Here is a 16,158-nt window from a genome sequence, read left to right as displayed (position 1 = left end):
CCAAAGGGCCTGCTTCGCAGGCCATCGCCGGCAAGCCAGCTCCCACCTCGACCGCAGCAACCTAAAGTCATGTGCAGTACCTGTGGGAGCTGGCTTGCCGGCGATGGGCCGCAGAGCGGCCCCAACATCAGTGGCTCAATTGCTCCAGTGCCTGGTTCAGCGCCAGCACATTGACCACCGGCGGGCCGATCAATGGGTGGAGGGTGGCCTCTTCCACCAAGGCTTGCAAGCGCTCCACCGGCATTTGCCGCACTGCTGCCACGCGTGGAACCTGATAAGCCACGGCCTCTGGCGGCAGGTGTGGGTCGAGGCCGCTACCCGAGGTGGTCAGCAACGCCTGCGGCACCGGCCCCTGCTGCGCCCGGTAGAGCGTTGCGGCGTCCCCCTTGACCCGCTCGGCCAGCGCCGGGTTACTCGGCGACAGGTTGCTGGCACCGCTGGCCACCGTGGCGTAAGCGCCCGCCGAAGGCCGCGCATGGAACCAGCCGTCACCCTTGAATTCCTGGGCGATCAGCGCCGAACCACGCACCTGGCCCTGGTCATCGCGCACCAGGCTGCCATTGGCCTGTTCCGGGAAAGCGACCTGGGCAATGCCCGTCACCGCCAGCGGATACAGCGCCCCCGTCACCAGCGTCATCAACAAAGCCAGGCTCAACGCCGGGCGTACATAAGCATTCATGGCGGCCTCCTCAGACCAGGTTCAGGGCATTGAGCAGCAGGTCGATCAGCTTGATCCCGGCAAACGGCACCACAATGCCGCCCAGCCCGTAGATCAGCAGGTTGCGCCGCAACAGATGCGCCGCACTGGCCGCCTGCACCCGCACACCACGCAGCGCCAGCGGGATCAGCGCGATGATGATCAGCGCGTTGAACACGATGGCCGACAGGATCGCGCTCTGCGGGCTGGCCAGGTGCATCAGGTTGAGCACGCCCAGCTGTGGGTAGATGGCGGCGAACAGCGCCGGCAGGATGGCGAAGTACTTGGCCACGTCGTTGGCGATGGAGAAGGTGGTCAGTGCGCCACGGGTGACCAGCAGCTCTTTACCTACCTGCACCACGTCCAGCAGCTTGGTCGGGTCGCTGTCCAGATCGACCATGTTGGCCGCCTCACGCGCGGCCTGGGTGCCGTCGTTCATGGCCATGCCCACATCGGCCTGCGCCAGTGCCGGGGCGTCGTTGGCACCGTCGCCGCACATGGCCACCAGGCGGCCGTCGTTCTGCTCCTGGCGAATACGCGCCAGTTTCTTCTCAGGGGTGGCCTCGGCCAGTACGTCATCCACCCCCGCTTCGGCTGCGATGGCGGCGGCGGTAAGCGGGTTGTCGCCGGTCACCATCACCGTGCGAATACCCAGTTTGCGCAACTCGGCGAAGCGCTCGCGGATACCCGGCTTGACCACGTCCTTGAGGTGGATTACGCCAAGCAGGCGCTTGTCGATGCACACCAGCAGCGGTGTGCCGCCGCTCTGGGCGATGCGCTCCACTTCGCGGGCCAGCGCCGGGGGCACTTCCAGCCGTTGCATGCCGACGAACGCCAGTACCGCATCGACGGCGCCCTTGCGGTAGCGGTGCTGCTGGAAGTCGATACCCGACAGACGTGTCTCGGCACTGAAGGCCACGGCCTCGAACTGCCCGGCAGCCGGTTCGATAAAGTCATGCAGTTGGCGCAGGTACTCGACAATCGACTTGCCTTCGGCGGTGTCATCGGCCAACGAGGCCAGCAGTGCGCCCTCGCCCAATTCCTTGGCGGTGATGCCTGGTGCAGCATGCAGCGCGCTGCAGCGGCGGTTGCCAAAGGTGATGGTGCCGGTCTTGTCGAGCATCAGCGTATGCACATCACCGGCTGCTTCCACCGCCCGGCCGGAACGGGCGATAACGTTCAAGCGCACCAGGCGGTCCATGCCAGCGATGCCGATGGCCGACAGCAGGCCGCCGATGGTGGTAGGGATCAGCGTCACCAGCAGCGCGGCCAGGAAGATCAGCGGCAGGCTGCCACCCGCGAAATGGGCGAACGGCTGCAGGGTCACCACCACGATCAGGAAGATCAGCGTCAGGCCGATCAACAGGATGTCGAGGGCAATCTCGTTCGGCGTTTTCTGGCGCTTGGCGCCTTCGACCAAGGCAATCATGCGGTCGAGGGTCGATTCGCCCGGGTTGCTGGTGATACGGATCAACAGCCAGTCGGAGACCAGCCGGGTATTGCCAGTCACGGCCGAGCGGTCGCCGCCGGATTCGCGGATCACGGGGGCAGACTCACCGGTAATGGCGGCCTCGTTGACCGCCGCGATACCTTCCAGCACCTCGCCGTCGCCGGGGATCATTTCGCCAGCGACTACGCGCACTACGTCATCTTTGCGCAACGCGCTGGCTGCAATGGTTTCGTAGCTGCCATCACGCTTGCGACGCTGGGCGGTCAAGCCTTGGCTCCCCGCCTTGAGGCTGTCGGCGCGGGCCTTGCCACGGCCTTCGGCCAGCGCCTCGGCAAAGTTGGCGAACAGCACGGTAAACCACAGCCACAGGGCGATTTGCACGGCAACGCCGGTACTCACGCCACTGCCGGGGGCGAAGCACAGCACAGTGGTCAGCACCGCGGTCAGGGCCACCACCAGCATCACCGGCGAACGTTTGAGCTGGCGCGGGTCGAGCTTGACGAACGCCTGCACCAGCGCCGGACGCCACAGCGCGGCGAAGCGAGTCTGGTCCTTGGCGGTGTGCCGCGCTTTAACTTCAGGAATGGGCATGTTCATGGTCAGTCCTCAGAAACCCAGGCTCAGGTGTTCGGCGATTGGCCCCAGGGCCAGGGTCGGCAGGAAGGTAAGGCCACCCACCAGCAGGATGGTCACCAGCAGCAGGCCGGTGAACAACGGGCCGTGGGTGGGGAAGCTGTTCTGCCCCTGCGGTGCGCTTTTCTTCGCTGCCAGGCTGCCAGCCAAGGCCAGGATCGGCAGGATGTAGCCGAAGCGGCCGATGAGCATGGCCAGGCCGATCATCAGGTTGTGGTACACCGTGTTGGCACCGAAGCCGGCGAAGGCCGAGCCATTGTTGGCCGTACCCGAGGTGTAGGCGTACAGCAGCTGGCTGAAACCATGCGCCCCCGGGTTGCTGACCGCACCCGCCGGGCCAGGCAGGCTGGCGGCGATAGCGCCCAGCACCAGCACGCCGACCGGCATCACCAGCAGGGTTGCCACCAGCAACTGCACCTCACGGGCTTGCAGCTTCTTGCCCAGGTATTCCGGGGTGCGGCCAATCATCAGCCCGGCCAGGAACACCGCGATCAGCACGAACAGCAGCATCCCGTACAGCCCGGCGCCGACGCCGCCGAAAATCACCTCGCCCACCATCATGTTGACCATCGCCACCATGCCAGTCAGCGGGTTGAGGCTATCGTGCATGGCATTGACCGAGCCGTTGGAGGCTGCAGTGGTGGTGACCGTCCACAACACCGAACCGGTGGTGCCAAACCGGCTTTCCTTGCCTTCCAAGGGGGCCGCCTGTTGCACCTGGGTGCTTTCCAGCGCCGGGTTGGGCTGGTACTCGGACCACAGCGCGGTGCTGCCGCCAATCAGGAACAGGGCAAGCATGCAGGCGAGGATCGCACGGCTCTGACGCAGGTCCTTCACGTAGTGGCCGAACGTGAACACCAACGCCACCGGAATGAGGATGATCGACGCCACCTCGAACAGGTTGCTCCAGGCCGTGGGGTTTTCGAACGGGTGCGCCGAGTTGACGCCGAAGAAGCCACCGCCATTGGTACCCAGTTGCTTGATGGCGATCTGGCTGGCGGCCGGCCCCAGCGGAATGGTCTGGTCAGTTCCTTGCAGGGTCAGCGCATGAGCGTAGTCGGCAAAGGTCTGCGGCACGCCCTGCCACACCAGCAGCAGCGCCAGCAGCAGGCACAGCGGCAGCAAGCCATAGAGGGTGGCGCGGGTCATGTCGACCCAGAAATTGCCCAGCGTCGTTGCACTGCGCCGGGCAATGCCGCGACACAACGCGACCAGCACGGCCAGGCCGGTGGCGGCACTGACAAAGTTCTGTACGGTCAGGCCAAGCATCTGGCTGAGGTAGCTGACCGATGCCTCACCACTGTAGGCCTGCCAGTTGGTGTTGGTGACGAAGCTGACGGCGGTGTTGAACGCCAGCGACCACTCCTGGCCGGGCAGGTGCTGCGGGTTGAGCGGCAGGTAACCCTGCAACAGCAACACGGCGAACAGCAGCAGGAATCCGGCCAGGTTGAAGGCCAGTAGCGCCAGGGTGTATTGCCGCCAGCTCTGCTCCTGGCTGGCGTTCACGCCCGCTAGCCGGTAGCAGGCCTGCTCGACCGGGCTCAGCAGCGGCGACAGCCAGGTGCGCTGGCCTTCCATGACCCTGTAGTAGAACCGCCCGAGCCAGGGTGCCGGTAACAGCACGATGGCGAAGAACGCCAGCAGCAAGGCGAAATCGTAACTGTGCATGGCCGCTCCTTAACTGCGATCGGCGCGCAGCAGCGCCACCAGCAGATAAAACGCCAAGGCCACTGCCAGCAGCAGTGACAGCCCGTCGAGCATGTTCATGAGTGGTTCTCCCCGTGGTGCGGCGTGTGCCGCTATGGGGAAATTGTCTGAGGGAGGGGCGTAAAGGGGCGAGATCGGGGGATGGGGGTGGGTATAAAGAAAGCGTAAAAATCAGGGTTAAGCGTTGCCTGTACCGGCCTCTTCGCGGGCACGCCCGCTCCCACAGGAACAACACAGGCCTGGAAGAATGTGCATTACCTGTGGGAGCGGGCGTGCCCGCGAAGAGGCCCTTACAGGCTTACTGTTGGGGCGGTTGCTGCGCAGCGTTACGGCTCCAGTCCAGCAGCAGGCTGTACCCGACCGCCAGCAAGGTCGGCCCGATGAACAGGCCAATGAAGCCAAAGGCAAGCAATCCACCGAACACACCCAACAGCACGATCACCAGTGGCAGGTTACCGCCACGGCTGATCAGGTACGGCTTGAGCACGTTGTCCACGCCGCTGATGACAAAGGTGCCCCAGATGCCCAGGAACACCGCCATGCCGTACTCGCCCTTCCACACCAGCCAGGCCGTGGCCGGGATCCAGGCCAGTGGTGGGCCCATGGGGATCAGGCTGAGCATGAAGGTCACCAGGCCCAGCACGATGGCACCCGGCACACCGGCAATCAGGAAGCCGATCAGTGCCAGCAAACCCTGCGCAGCCGCTGTGCCAATCACCCCGTTCACCACCCGCTGAACGGTGCCCGCCACCAACTCCAGGTAGTACTCGGCGCGGTCACCCATCAGGCGGTGCAGCAAGCGCAGTACGAACGCCGACAGGCGCGGGCCGTCGCGGTAGAAGAAGAACACGAACACCAGGCTAAGGGTCAGTTCCAGCACACCGCTGCCGATCTGCGCACTGCGCGCCAGCAACCAGTTGCCCACCTGCCCGAAGTAAGGCTTGGCCGATGCCAGCAAGGCCGCGCCCTGCTGGTCCAGCGATTGCCACCAGTTGACCAGGCGCTCGCCAACGAACGGTATGCCCCCCAACCAGGCCGGTGCATCGGGCAAACCGTCCACCTGCACGTCGCGCACGAACGCCGTGGCATCGCGAATATGATCGGCCAGGTTGAACCCCAGCCACACCAGCGGCAATGCCACAATCAGGATCCAGGCGGTGGTCAACAGGCTGGCCGCCAAGGTTTCGCGCCCGCCCAGCACACGCGTGAGCAAGCGCATCAACGGCCAGCTGGCAAACGCCAGGATGGCCCCCCACAGCAACGCCGAGATGAACGGTGCCATCACCCACAGGCCGGCCCCCAGCAACGCCAACAGCAGAATCTGGACCAGCAGGCGATCATTGTTAACCATGGCGGCGCTCGTTCAACGGATCAGTTCAAGGTGCAGGCCGTCGGTGGGCGCGCTACCGACTTCAAGGCGGCCATTGCGCACCCCTGCCTTGACCAGCGCCTCACGCCAGGCTTCGGCCTGAGCGCCACTGAGGCTGGCACGCAGGGTGCTGTCCAGGTTCAGGCTGCGGGCCAGCAAATTCACCCAGGTGTCTTGCGGCGCAGCCAGGTCAGGGTAGTCGAGCTTGCCGGTGTCGCGCATTTCGCGCAGCACCGTGGCAGCGGTCGGCAGCAGTTCGCCCAACGGGTTGCCGGCGACGAACTCTTCCACATGCAGGTAGGCGCGGCGGTTGCCCCGGGTAACGCTGTACAGCGCGACCAGGGTGTCGGCCTCTTCCGCCGAGCGACGCAGCAAGATGAAGGCCTGCTGCTCGTCACCACCGTTCAGGCGGGCATTGGCAAACACATCATTGGCCCACAGGCTGGCCTCGCCGCAATCGCGGCCCTGGCACCAGAACAACGGGTAACCACCGTCGCGCTGCAGTTCTTCACGGGCAGTGGTGAAGGCTTCGCGGGCGGTGCGTTCGACCGGCAGTTCGTAAGTGACCGAGCTGACCTGGCCACGGCTTTCGACCTTGTCTTCGACCCGCAGGCGGCCGCTGATCTTGCGCAGCGGGCCCATCGGGTAGACGCGTTCCTGCTCCACGGCCGGACGCTGGTCGACGACCTTGGCGTCCACCGGCACCGGTAAACTGCCGGCCCACATCACGGGGCTGGCGAGCATCAGGCAAGCGGCCAGGGCAGTACGAATGGAAACGGGCGCGCTCATTGGCGACCCAGGCGGCGCCGTGCGCCGAAATGAAGCTCCAGGATGTCTGGCAGTTGCATGGTTGTCTCCCTGTTCAACCCGCCAAGCCTCGACAGTTGTCCGGTGCAAGTCAAGCAAAGCCAAAGAAGCGATTGAAACAGTCTGCGACAAGGGCCGCGCCCTGCTCATCGTTCAGGTGCAGGTGATGGCCACCGGGCAGCGTCACCTGCTCAAAGGGTAGCTGCTCCAGCAACGCGGTGTGGCGCACCAGCATGCCGTCGGCGGCGACCACTAGCTGCGCCGGGCAATTCACCCTGCGCACATAGGCCATGGCCTGCGCTTCGCTCAGGCGGACTGGCGATGGCAAGGTCAGGCGGCTGTCACTGCGCCAGCTGTAACCGCCCGGCACCGGCATGAGGCCACGCTGGGCCAGCAGTTCGGCAGCCTCGCGGCTGACCGCGACCATGCCTTTCATCCGGGCATGCACACCGTCTTCCAGCGTGGCGTACACCGACTTGCGCTTGCCGTCCAGCCGCAGCTGGGCCTGCAGTGCCATCCCCAAACGTTCGCCTGCATCCTGCTCGGCACCGGTCGGCGGGATGACGCCGTCGATCAACGCCAGACGGCTGACCCGGTCGGGCAAGGCGCCAGCCAGCTGCACCGAAATGATTGCCCCAAGCGAATGCCCCAACAGTGCAAAACGCTGCCAACCGAGCTGCTCGGCCACCCGCAGCACATCATGGGCATAGTCGGCCAAGGCATAACCGGCGCCAGGCGGGCGGTGTTCGGAGTAACCGTGCCCGGCCAGGTCCAGGGCGACGATGCGCAGGCCTTTGAGTTGCGGCGCCAGGCGGGCGAAGCTGTTGGCGTTGTCCAGCCAGCCATGCAGAGCAATCACTGGCAGCCCGTCCTCGGGGCCAAACAGGTGCGCGGCCAGCTCGATATGGCCCAGGCTCAGGCGGATTTCTTCGACGTGTGCGCTCATGCCTGACTCCAGCGGTCGAACAGGCCCTTGATCAGGCTGGCGGTGTCTGCAGGGCGCTCCAGCGGGAACATGTGCCCGCCCTGCACGCTGTGGTATTCACCCTGGGGCATGCCCCGTACGGCCAGGGTGTGGTGACGGCGAATGACATTGCTACGGTCGCCGCACACCATGGCCAGCGGCACCTGCAACTGCCGCGCGGGCGCCGGGCTGGTATGCGGGATGCTGCGGTAGATGCTGATTTCGGTAGCCGGGTCGAAGCGTAGCTGCAGGCCCTGCTCTGCCGCCTGCAAGCCGTGTTCGACATAAGCGTCGAGGCAGTCGGGATCGAAATGGCGGAACAGTGACTTGCCGGCGAAATAGTCCCGGGCGCTGTCGCGGTCATTGAACGTTTCGCGGCGCCCCAACGTGCGCCCGGCCGGGGTGATACGGTCGATGAAGCCAAAGCGCTTGGCGGTGCGCAGCAGCCATTGATCGGCGCGGGTGAGTACCGGCGAGTCGAGCATCACCACGCCACGGTAGTACTCGGGGCAGCGCAAGGCAGCATGCAGGTGCAATACGCCACCCAGCGAGTGGCCGACACCCCAGACCGGCTGGTCCTGTTGCGCCAGGTGGTGCAACAGTTCATCGACCAGGCTCTGCCAGTTGTCATTCACCGGAAAGCGTGGATCGTGCCCATGCTGGGCCAGGTGCTGCACCTGGTAGTCCGGCGCCAGGGCAGCGAACAGCTTGCCATAGGTAGCCGAGGGGAAACCGTTGGCATGGGCGAAGAAGATCTGCTGCGGCATGGCGCCTGGTCCGGACGGAGGATGATGGCTCATTGTCGGCATCGGCGCGCCGTTCGGCAACGTCCGGAAAGGTCATCGGCGAGGGCTATCAGGTCACGCCGACCGGTCGAAACTGGCCAGTGAACGGCGCAGGCAGGCTTGCATGTAGGCCAGCTGGCTTTCCAGCGCTTCGCGGGCCAGGCGCTGGTCCTTATAGTCAAGCTGAAGGCGACGCAGAGCCAGGCAACTGGTTTGCAGCAAATGAGACACCCGCTGGCAGGTATCTTGAAGGATAAGAAAGTCCTGCAGACTGTTCTCTCTATCAGCAGCATTCAGCACGCTGCTGGCGTTGACCGTTTTCATCAGGCCATAGAGCTTGGCATCGGCCGAATCGCGTAGCAGGCTGTATCGGGCGAAGTCCAGAGCGACACCTTGCTCAACCATGTCCAGGGTAGGTTGCAAATCCACGGAGCTCAACAACGCCCCCCTCTCACCCTTCATTCGCTGCTCCCTGCCTGTTTGCTTTCAGGCAACGCTAGCAAGGGGCCACTCACCGCGGCAACTGACAAAAATGCCAGTTGCCTTACCGGTTTCAGGGTTTCAAGCCGGATAACTGATCCCTTTGAGGGTCATCAGCCCAGCCAGCGGCCAATCCCCTTCCAGTTCCGCCAGGCTGGCGGTGCTCATGGCTGCAGGATGTTGCTGATGGCCATGCTCCAGCGCCCCGACCAAGGTCCCCACCAGCGGCTGGTGGCTGACCAGCAGTACATGCTCCAGGCCCAGCCGCTCGATTTCACCGATCACCTGCTGCACGTCACTTTCCGGGGTCAGCCAGGGCACGGTACGCACCGGCTCGCCGAAGCCCAGCGTGTCATGCACCAGCGCCGCCGTTTGCTGGGCGCGTACGTAGGGGCTGGCAATAATTGCCTGCAACGGCTGCCCGAGCAGGCGAGCAGCGCTGTGCAGCACCTGCTCGCGGCCATGGGCAGTCAAACGGCGTTCGGCATCTGTGTTGGCCCGTGGCTCCGCCTCGCCGTGGCGCAGTACCCACAGCTTCACAGCTTGGGCTCCTCGTCACGTACCGGATGCGGGGCCGGCGCCACGGCATGCGCGGCTTCACCTTCCGGCGCGCGCGGCGCAGGCCAGTCAGAGAACGGCCATGGCTTCTGGTCGCTGTGGAAGCTGCCAAAGCGGCCGATCTGCGCCAGGAACTGGCTCAGGCTGTCGCCGAAGTTCATCAGGCTGGCGCTGGGTGCGCCGTACACCAGACGGTAGATCAGCTGCACCAGCACCAGCCCGCCCAACAACAGTTCGGCCAGTTGCCAGACCACCAGGAACACCAGCATCCACAGCACCCGCAGGATGATCGACTCGCGCTGGGCGCGTTCGGGCGTATCGTTCATGTGTCGCTCCTTGCTCGTGTCAGAGCCGCCAAAGGCTCAGTTGAAACCGCTGATGGAAATGAAATCGACATCGGTCTTGGGTTCGGCGCGCATCAGGTGCTCGATCACCTGGTTCAGCGTGCGGCCTTCGAACAGGATGGCATGCAGGCCCGCCACCAGCGGCATGTAGACCTGCACTTCCTGGGCTTTGGCCTTGAGCACCTTGATGGTATTGACGCCTTCGGCCACCTCGCCCAGGCGGTTGACCGCCTCTTCCAGGCTTTGGCCCTGCCCCAGCGCGTAGCCAACCTGATAGTTGCGGCTCTTGGGCGAGGAACAGGTGACGATCAGGTCACCGACACCGGCCAGGCCGAGGAAGGTCATGGGGTTGGCCCCCTGGCTGACGGCAAAGCGGGTCATTTCGGCCAAGGCACGGGTAATCAGCATGCTCTTGGTGTTCTCGCCCATGCCCAGCGCAACGGCCATGCCGGCGATGATGGCGTAGACGTTTTTCAACGCGCCACCCAGCTCGACACCAAAGCGGTCAGCGCTGGCATAGACACGGAACGTGCGCCCATGCAGCACAGCCTGCACCTGCTTGCAGAGTTTTTCGTCCTCGCTGGCAACCACCGTTGCAGTCAGCGCATGCTCGGCGATTTCGCGGGCAAGGTTAGGGCCCGATAACACGCCAATACGCGCTTCGGGGGCAATTTCTTCAAGGATCTGGCTCATCAGCTTGAAGCTTTGCGCTTCGATGCCCTTGGTCAGGCTGACCAGGCCCTTGCCGCGCAGCAGCTCGGCATGGGGCGCCAGCACGCTGCGCAGGGCGCTCGACGGCAGGGCAACGAAAATCAGCTCGCTGGCCTGCAGGGTCGCCAGCAGGTCATTGACCGGCTCGACGCCATCGTGCAGCCGGATGCCCTTGAGGTAGCGCGGATTCTCTCGATTGACGCGCATGGCCTCGGCTTGCGCCGGGTCGCGCATCCATTGACGCACCGGCACACCGTTTTCCGCCAGCAGGTTCGCCACGGCGGTGCCAAAGCTGCCGCCTCCCAGAACTGCAACAGGTTGCTGTTCAGTCATATCCAATCCGTTAAAGCCAAAAATTAAGTGGCGACCCCGCCATTATACGGCTCGCCTGCCATGCGCCAAGGCTTGCAACGCAGATGACACTGTCATGGCCACGTTGCAACAAATGTAGGAGCGAGCTTGCTCGCGATGCGCCGCGCGGGCGGCGCTCGATTTTCGCCCCCATGAAAGCGTCAAGTCAGACACATTGCAAAACCACTCCAGGTCACTGGCAAATGCGCCACGGTCAGTTACCATGCCTGTTTCAATCCTGATACAAGGCCGCCCCGTGTTCCCTGGCACGCCCCCGTACCCGCGCCTGCTCATACTGACCGCTCTGCTCGGCAGCCCGGCTGTGGCCGACGACCTGTTCATCGACAACACCGACCTGCCCCAGGTTCTGACTGCCACACGCCTGAAACAATCCCCGGCGGCAGTCCCGGGTAGCATGACCGTGCTCGACAGCGAGCTGATCCGTGCCAGTGGCGCCCGCGACATCCCCGAATTGCTGCGCCTGGTACCGGGCATGATGATTGGCTACGGTGCCGGTAACCAACCCACGGTCAACTACCACGGCAGCAACGTCAACGACGCACGCCGCATGCAGGTACTGATCGATGGCCGCTCGGTGTACCGCGCGGGCCTGGCCACCGTGGACTGGAGCGACATCCCTCTGGCCATGGAGGATATCGAGCGCATCGAAGTGTTCCGCGGCCCGAACACCGTCAGCTACGGCGCCAACGCGCTGATGGCGGTGGTCAACATCCTCACCCGCAACCCTGCCGACAGCCATGGCACGCGGCTGAAGGTGACCCGCGGCCAGGATGGTATCAACGACTTCTACGCCAGCCACGGCTTTGGCTGGGACGGCGGCGACATGCGCCTGTCGCTGTCCGGCCAGCAGGACGATGGTTTCGACAAAAACCAGTTTGGCCAGGACTACCGCGACAGCCGCAGGCTCACCCGCTTCAACCTCAGCGCCAGCCACAACCTGGCAGTGGACCAGACCCTGGAATGGCAACTGGCGGCGAAGGAAGGCAGCAACCAGCGGCCCTATACCTATCAGCCAGTATTCGCCAGGTACGAGGCCGGCGACAACGCAGACGTCAATGCCAAGGACTATGCCGGCTCATTGCGCTGGACCAAGGATTTCAGCGCCGAGCACAGCCTCTATATCCAGGGTTCGGCGCAACACTTTGACCGCCAGCAGGTGTGGCGCGCCTGTGATGCATTGCAGTCGTTCAGCCCCGAACTGACCCAGCTCTGGCAAATGAACCCTGATTTCGCCGAAAAAGTGGCACGCGGCATCGCCACTGGCGCCCCCCTTTCCACCGACGACCCCACCCTGAAAGGGCTTTTGCAGAAAGTGCAGCAGCAGTGGGAGAACGGTGGCATGCAGCAAGTGTGCGGCGACGTCGACCAGAGCACCCGCGAAACCCGCTACGACCTGGAAATCCAGGACACCCTGAGCCTGACAGACAGCCTGCGCCTGCTCAGCGGCATGAACTACCGTTATGACCGGGCCGACTCGCAGACGTACTTCAACGGCAGCCTCGACGACCAGACCTGGCGCCTGTTCGGCCAGCTGGAATGGCGCGCCGACGAACACTGGATCCTGCAGGGCGGGGCCATGTTCGAAGACTCCCGCCTGTCTGGCAGCTCGCTGACCCCGCGTGTGGCGGTCAACTACCTGATTACCCCGCGTCATGGCCTGCGCGCCGTGTACTCCGAGGCCGTACGCTCGCCCGACATGTTCGAGAACAACGTCAACTGGAGCTACACGGTCAAGAACCTCACCCCCAATGCATTTGGCCTGCAAAACGGCGAGTATTTCGTCAAGACCCGTGGCCCCGGCGACCTCGAACAGGAGCGCATGCGCTCGCGCGAGCTGGGCTACAACGGCTCCTTCAGCGACATCGACCTGAGCATGGATGTAAAGCTGTTCTACGACGAGATCACGGGAATGATCAGCGAGCCCTTGAAGAACAACCAGTACATCGCCAGCAACGCCAACAAGGCCCGTTTCAGTGGCAGCGAAGCACAACTGGACTGGCGCCCCACCCTGCGCGATCGCCTGCGCCTGACCTACGCCTACGTCGATGCCTGGGCCAGCAACCCCGACGACCGCCGCCTCAGCGCCCACAACAGCGGCTCGGCCGGATGGATGCGCGAATGGGGGGCTGGCTGGTCGAGCGCGCTGTTCTACTACGGTGACGATGCACTCAACCAGTACCGCTACGAGCGCCTGGACCTACGCCTGGCCAAGCGTTTTCGGGTGCATGGCAGTAACCTGGAGTTGGCGGCGCTGTGGCAGCAGCGGCTGGACGATGAACCCACCACGGCAATCCAGAACCGCTACGACAGCCGCCACCGCCTGAGCGTCAGCGCGGAGCTGGAGTTCTGATGGCCGTGTTGCTGCGCCTGTTGCTGCTGTGCCTGTGGCCGCTCGGGCCATTGTCGGCCAGTGAGATCCTGCTGGTAGGGGCTGAGGACCAGCCCGGCATCCGCAGTTTTGTCGCGGCGCTGGAAAGCCGCCGACCGCATGACCATGTGCATTTTCTGACCACTGCCGAGCTGCCGCGCCCGAGCAAGCTCAAAGCGGACCAGCGCCTGATTCTGCTCGACAGCGCCGCGCTGGAGTGGCGCCTGGGTGAAAACGCCGGCCCACCGGCCCTGGCCATGCGGGTCAGCCGGGTACAGGCTGAACAGCGCCTGGGAAAGTCGCGCCCTGCGTTCCTTACCTTGTTGTGGAGCGACGCGCCGCTGGGCCGGCAATTGCGCCTGACGCGCTACTTGTTGCCGCAGGCCCAGCGCATTGGCGTGCTGTACGGTGAACACAGCAGTTTCTTGCTCGACGAGCTGCGCCATGCTGCCCGCCCGATGGGCCTGGAGATCATTGCCCAGGACTGGTCCGACCCACGGGACAGTCGGCCGTTGCAGCACCTGCTGGGCAACAGCGATGTGCTGCTGGGCCTGGACGACCCCAACCTGTACAACTCCAAGACGGCGAAAAACCTGCTGCTGAGCAGCTATGGCCGGCAAATGGCACTGATCGGCCCGAACGCCGGGTTTGTGCGGGCCGGCGCCCTGGCCAGCACCTACAGCGACCAGGACGACTGGCTGGCGGAGCTCGACCAGCTGCTCGACCAGCCGCCAGCGCGCTGGCCACGCAGCCTGTACCCGGCGCGCTACGGCGTCAGTGGCAACCAGCAGGTGGCCCGCGCCCTGGGCCTTGAACCGATCGATCCGAACGCCGCTGCCAAAACCCTGGCCGCAGGAGAGCCCACCCCATGAGCAAGCGCCTGAGCTGGGACATCCACACCCGCACCCAGATCATCAGCCTGGGCCCTGCCCTGCTGCTGACCTTGCTGTTGATCAGCTTCTTTACCTTCGTGCGCATCCAGGACTTGCGCCAGGAGCTCAACCACACCGGGCAACTGATCGCCAATCAGTTGGCACCGGCATCGGAGTACGGGGTGATTTCGGGCAACAACGAAGTGCTCGAAGGGCTGATGCGTGCCACCCTCAGTATCCCGCACGTACGCTTTCTGGAAGTGCAGGACAGCCGCAACCACATTCTGGTGTACGTCGAGCAGTCCGACGAAAGCGCCAACCGCGCGCAACAGGTTGAAGTGTTCCAGGCCCCCATCCGCCTGCAGCAAATCCGCCTGGACACCGACTTCCTGCAACAGGGCAAAGCCACCACCCCCGCCATCGGTGACGACTACCTGGGGCGGGTCATCGTTGGCATGTCCGATGACGCCTTCAGCCAGCGCCAGCAGGAAATCGTGATCAAAGCCGGCATCCTGGCGCTGTTCGCGCTGCTGTTCACCTTTTTGCTGGCGCGCCGCCTGGCCCTGAGCCTGGCCAAGCCTATCAGCGACATGGGCCATGCGGTAAAGGCCATTCAGCAAGGTGAGTACAACACCCCCTTGCCGGTGGTCGATGACAGCGAACTGGGCCACCTGGCACGCCACATCAACAACCTGGCCAGCGCCCTGGAACAGGCCAGCGATGAACAGAAGCAGGCCATTGCCGAGCTGATTCAGGCCCGTGAGGAGGCCGAGCAGGCCAACCGCGCCAAATCCGACTTCCTGGCGATGATGAGCCACGAGCTGCGCACGCCGATGAATGGCGTGCTGGGCATGCTGCAGCTGCTGGAGACCACATCGCTAAGCACCGAACAGGCCGATTACACGGCGGTCGCCAGCGAGTCCACCGGGCATTTGTTGAAGGTCATCAACGACATCCTCGATTTCTCGCGCATCGAACGCGCCGCGCTGCAACTGGAACACATCGACTTCAACCTGGGTGAACTGATCACCAGCAGTGTCCAGTCGTTCCAGCACAGCGCCCAACAGCGCGGCCTGGGCCTGCACCTGCAACTGCCTGCCGGTATCAAGCAACTGCAGGTGAACGGTGACCCCACACGCATCCGCCAGATCCTGCTGAACCTGGTGGGCAACGCCCTGAAGTTCACCGAGCGGGGCCAGGTGCAGGTCGAAGCACGCTGGCAGGTGCTTGACCGGCAATTGATCTGGCTGACCTGTAGCGTGCGCGACACGGGCATCGGCATTGACAGTGCCCGGCTGGAAATGATGTTCGTCGCCTTCCAGCAGGCCGACAGCTCGATTTCCCGCCGTTATGGCGGCACCGGGTTGGGGCTGTCGATCGCCCGTACCCTGGCCGAGCGCATGGGCGGCAAGCTGCGCGGTGAAAGCCGCGAAGGCCTGGGTTCGACCTTTACCCTGGAGATGCCGCTGGCACTTGCCAGCCCTGCCCCCGTCCCGCTCGCGCCGCCAATGGCTGCACCAGCGCCGGTTACCGACAATGACCAGGTACTGCTGGTAGAGGACAATCCGGTCAACCAGAGTGTCATCGAGGCCATGTTGCGCAGCCTGGGGATGGCCGTATGCACCGCCGAGGATGGCCTGGAGGCGGTCGACCTGGTCGGCCGGCAACGCTTTGCCGCCGTGCTGATGGATTGCCGCCTGCCGCACCTGGACGGCTATGAAGCCACCCGGCGCATCCGGCAGTTGCCCAACGGCGCCGGGCTACCGATCATCGCCTTGACCGCCAACGCCTTGCAGGGCGACCGGGAGCGTTGCATGGCCGCCGGCATGGACGACTACCTGAGCAAACCCTTGCGCCGCACCGAACTGCAACGGGTGTTGCAGCGCTGGTTACCCGGTCGGACAACCGCGACTGGCGATAAATGCTAAAGTGCGGCAGTCTTAAACACTGGACAGGACCTTCATCGGACCTGAAAATAGACGTTTCAGTGCACACCTGTACTTCTTTCACCAGGTGCGCTGTGACTTTCACCACAACGCAA

Annotated in this window: 15 protein-coding genes; 3 read left to right on the top strand and 12 right to left on the bottom strand. The window is 64.3% G+C overall.

The features are described 5' to 3' along the window. Window positions 1-127: 127 nt before the first annotated feature. The 12 genes from kdpC to A0O30_RS11190 form a co-directional block, all read right to left on the bottom strand. Window positions 128-679 (bottom strand): potassium-transporting ATPase subunit KdpC, encoded by a 552-nt coding sequence (gene kdpC, locus A0O30_RS11245; RefSeq protein WP_105946517.1) that lies wholly within the window; start codon window positions 677-679, stop codon window positions 128-130. Between the two features lie 10 nt (window positions 680-689). Further along, the gene (kdpB, locus tag A0O30_RS11240; RefSeq protein ID WP_105946516.1) at window positions 690-2,744 is read right to left on the bottom strand and encodes a potassium-transporting ATPase subunit KdpB; all 2,055 of its coding nucleotides are present in this window, start codon (window positions 2,742-2,744) and stop codon (window positions 690-692) included. Between the two features lie 9 nt (window positions 2,745-2,753). Continuing rightward, a complete protein-coding gene (gene kdpA, locus A0O30_RS11235; RefSeq protein WP_105946515.1) occupies window positions 2,754-4,448 on the bottom strand; it encodes a potassium-transporting ATPase subunit KdpA in 1,695 nt (564 codons plus the stop codon). 9 nt (window positions 4,449-4,457) lie between these two features. Beyond that, the gene (kdpF, locus tag A0O30_RS11230) at window positions 4,458-4,547 is read right to left on the bottom strand and encodes a K(+)-transporting ATPase subunit F (RefSeq protein WP_003251485.1); all 90 of its coding nucleotides are present in this window, start codon (window positions 4,545-4,547) and stop codon (window positions 4,458-4,460) included. Between the two features lie 238 nt (window positions 4,548-4,785). Further along, window positions 4,786-5,838, bottom strand: a complete 1,053-nt coding sequence (locus tag A0O30_RS11225) for an AI-2E family transporter (RefSeq protein WP_105946514.1) — start codon at window positions 5,836-5,838, stop codon at window positions 4,786-4,788. A gap of 12 nt (window positions 5,839-5,850) precedes the next feature. Then, entirely contained in the window at window positions 5,851-6,645 is a 795-nt protein-coding gene (locus A0O30_RS11220; RefSeq protein ID WP_105946513.1) for a DUF4892 domain-containing protein, read from the bottom strand. 109 nt (window positions 6,646-6,754) lie between these two features. Further along, on the bottom strand, window positions 6,755-7,609 hold the full coding sequence (locus A0O30_RS11215) for an alpha/beta hydrolase (RefSeq protein WP_105946512.1): 855 nt from the start codon (window positions 7,607-7,609) through the stop codon (window positions 6,755-6,757). After that, window positions 7,606-8,394 carry an alpha/beta fold hydrolase gene (locus A0O30_RS11210; protein ID WP_105946511.1) on the bottom strand — a complete coding sequence of 263 codons (789 nt, stop codon included), beginning with the start codon at window positions 8,392-8,394 and terminating at the stop codon, window positions 7,606-7,608. Before A0O30_RS11210 ends, A0O30_RS11215 begins: the two co-directional genes overlap by 4 nt. Window positions 8,395-8,487: 93 nt before the next feature. Then, a complete protein-coding gene (locus tag A0O30_RS11205) occupies window positions 8,488-8,874 on the bottom strand; it encodes a hypothetical protein (RefSeq protein WP_105946510.1) in 387 nt (128 codons plus the stop codon). Window positions 8,875-8,973: 99 nt separating this feature from the next. Continuing rightward, window positions 8,974-9,432, bottom strand: coding sequence for a phosphohistidine phosphatase SixA (gene sixA / locus A0O30_RS11200; RefSeq protein ID WP_105946509.1), 459 nt, complete (start codon window positions 9,430-9,432; stop codon window positions 8,974-8,976). After that, window positions 9,429-9,776, bottom strand: coding sequence for a DUF4389 domain-containing protein (locus A0O30_RS11195; RefSeq protein WP_016711631.1), 348 nt, complete (start codon window positions 9,774-9,776; stop codon window positions 9,429-9,431). The genes sixA and A0O30_RS11195 overlap by 4 nt, the downstream gene beginning before the upstream one ends. Window positions 9,777-9,812: 36 nt before the next feature. Next, on the bottom strand, window positions 9,813-10,838 hold the full coding sequence (locus tag A0O30_RS11190; protein ID WP_105946508.1) for an NAD(P)H-dependent glycerol-3-phosphate dehydrogenase: 1,026 nt from the start codon (window positions 10,836-10,838) through the stop codon (window positions 9,813-9,815). Between the two features lie 241 nt (window positions 10,839-11,079). Here A0O30_RS11190 and A0O30_RS11185 point away from each other — a divergent pair, with 241 nt between their 5' ends. From A0O30_RS11185 to A0O30_RS11175, 3 genes are read left to right on the top strand one after another with little or no spacing between them, the layout of a single operon-like run. After that, complete coding sequence (locus A0O30_RS11185) at window positions 11,080-13,227, top strand: TonB-dependent siderophore receptor (protein WP_177410271.1); 2,148 nt, start codon at window positions 11,080-11,082, stop codon at window positions 13,225-13,227. Next, the gene (locus tag A0O30_RS11180; protein ID WP_105946506.1) at window positions 13,227-14,117 is read left to right on the top strand and encodes an ABC transporter substrate-binding protein; all 891 of its coding nucleotides are present in this window, start codon (window positions 13,227-13,229) and stop codon (window positions 14,115-14,117) included. Before A0O30_RS11185 ends, A0O30_RS11180 begins: the two co-directional genes overlap by 1 nt. Then, entirely contained in the window at window positions 14,114-16,045 is a 1,932-nt protein-coding gene (locus tag A0O30_RS11175; RefSeq protein WP_105946505.1) for an ATP-binding protein, read from the top strand. The genes A0O30_RS11180 and A0O30_RS11175 overlap by 4 nt, the downstream gene beginning before the upstream one ends. The last annotated feature ends 113 nt before the right edge of the window (window positions 16,046-16,158 follow it).

The organism is Pseudomonas sp. LLC-1 (assembly GCF_002992185.1).
In the GTDB taxonomy this organism is placed as follows: Bacteria; Pseudomonadota; Gammaproteobacteria; order Pseudomonadales; family Pseudomonadaceae; genus Aquipseudomonas; species Aquipseudomonas monteilii.
This window is presented reverse-complemented; position numbering and strand designations above follow the sequence as displayed.

What these genes read in the sequence shown, in the direction of transcription:
- kdpC (WP_105946517.1), bottom strand. Translation starts at nt 679, where the DNA reads ATGAATGCTTATGTACGCCCGGCGTTGAGCCTGGCTTTGTTGATGACG.
- kdpB (WP_105946516.1), bottom strand. Translation starts at nt 2,744, where the DNA reads ATGAACATGCCCATTCCTGAAGTTAAAGCGCGGCACACCGCCAAGGAC.
- kdpA (WP_105946515.1), bottom strand. Translation starts at nt 4,448, where the DNA reads ATGCACAGTTACGATTTCGCCTTGCTGCTGGCGTTCTTCGCCATCGTG.
- kdpF (WP_003251485.1), bottom strand. Translation starts at nt 4,547, where the DNA reads ATGAACATGCTCGACGGGCTGTCACTGCTGCTGGCAGTGGCCTTGGCG.
- A0O30_RS11225 (WP_105946514.1), bottom strand. Translation starts at nt 5,838, where the DNA reads ATGGTTAACAATGATCGCCTGCTGGTCCAGATTCTGCTGTTGGCGTTG.
- A0O30_RS11220 (WP_105946513.1), bottom strand. Translation starts at nt 6,645, where the DNA reads ATGAGCGCGCCCGTTTCCATTCGTACTGCCCTGGCCGCTTGCCTGATG.
- A0O30_RS11215 (WP_105946512.1), bottom strand. Translation starts at nt 7,609, where the DNA reads ATGAGCGCACACGTCGAAGAAATCCGCCTGAGCCTGGGCCATATCGAG.
- A0O30_RS11210 (WP_105946511.1), bottom strand. Translation starts at nt 8,394, where the DNA reads ATGCCGCAGCAGATCTTCTTCGCCCATGCCAACGGTTTCCCCTCGGCT.
- A0O30_RS11205 (WP_105946510.1), bottom strand. Translation starts at nt 8,874, where the DNA reads ATGAAGGGTGAGAGGGGGGCGTTGTTGAGCTCCGTGGATTTGCAACCT.
- A0O30_RS11195 (WP_016711631.1), bottom strand. Translation starts at nt 9,776, where the DNA reads ATGAACGATACGCCCGAACGCGCCCAGCGCGAGTCGATCATCCTGCGG.
- A0O30_RS11190 (WP_105946508.1), bottom strand. Translation starts at nt 10,838, where the DNA reads ATGACTGAACAGCAACCTGTTGCAGTTCTGGGAGGCGGCAGCTTTGGC.
- A0O30_RS11185 (WP_177410271.1), top strand. Translation starts at nt 11,080, where the DNA reads ATGCCTGTTTCAATCCTGATACAAGGCCGCCCCGTGTTCCCTGGCACG.
- A0O30_RS11180 (WP_105946506.1), top strand. Translation starts at nt 13,227, where the DNA reads ATGGCCGTGTTGCTGCGCCTGTTGCTGCTGTGCCTGTGGCCGCTCGGG.
- A0O30_RS11175 (WP_105946505.1), top strand. Translation starts at nt 14,114, where the DNA reads ATGAGCAAGCGCCTGAGCTGGGACATCCACACCCGCACCCAGATCATC.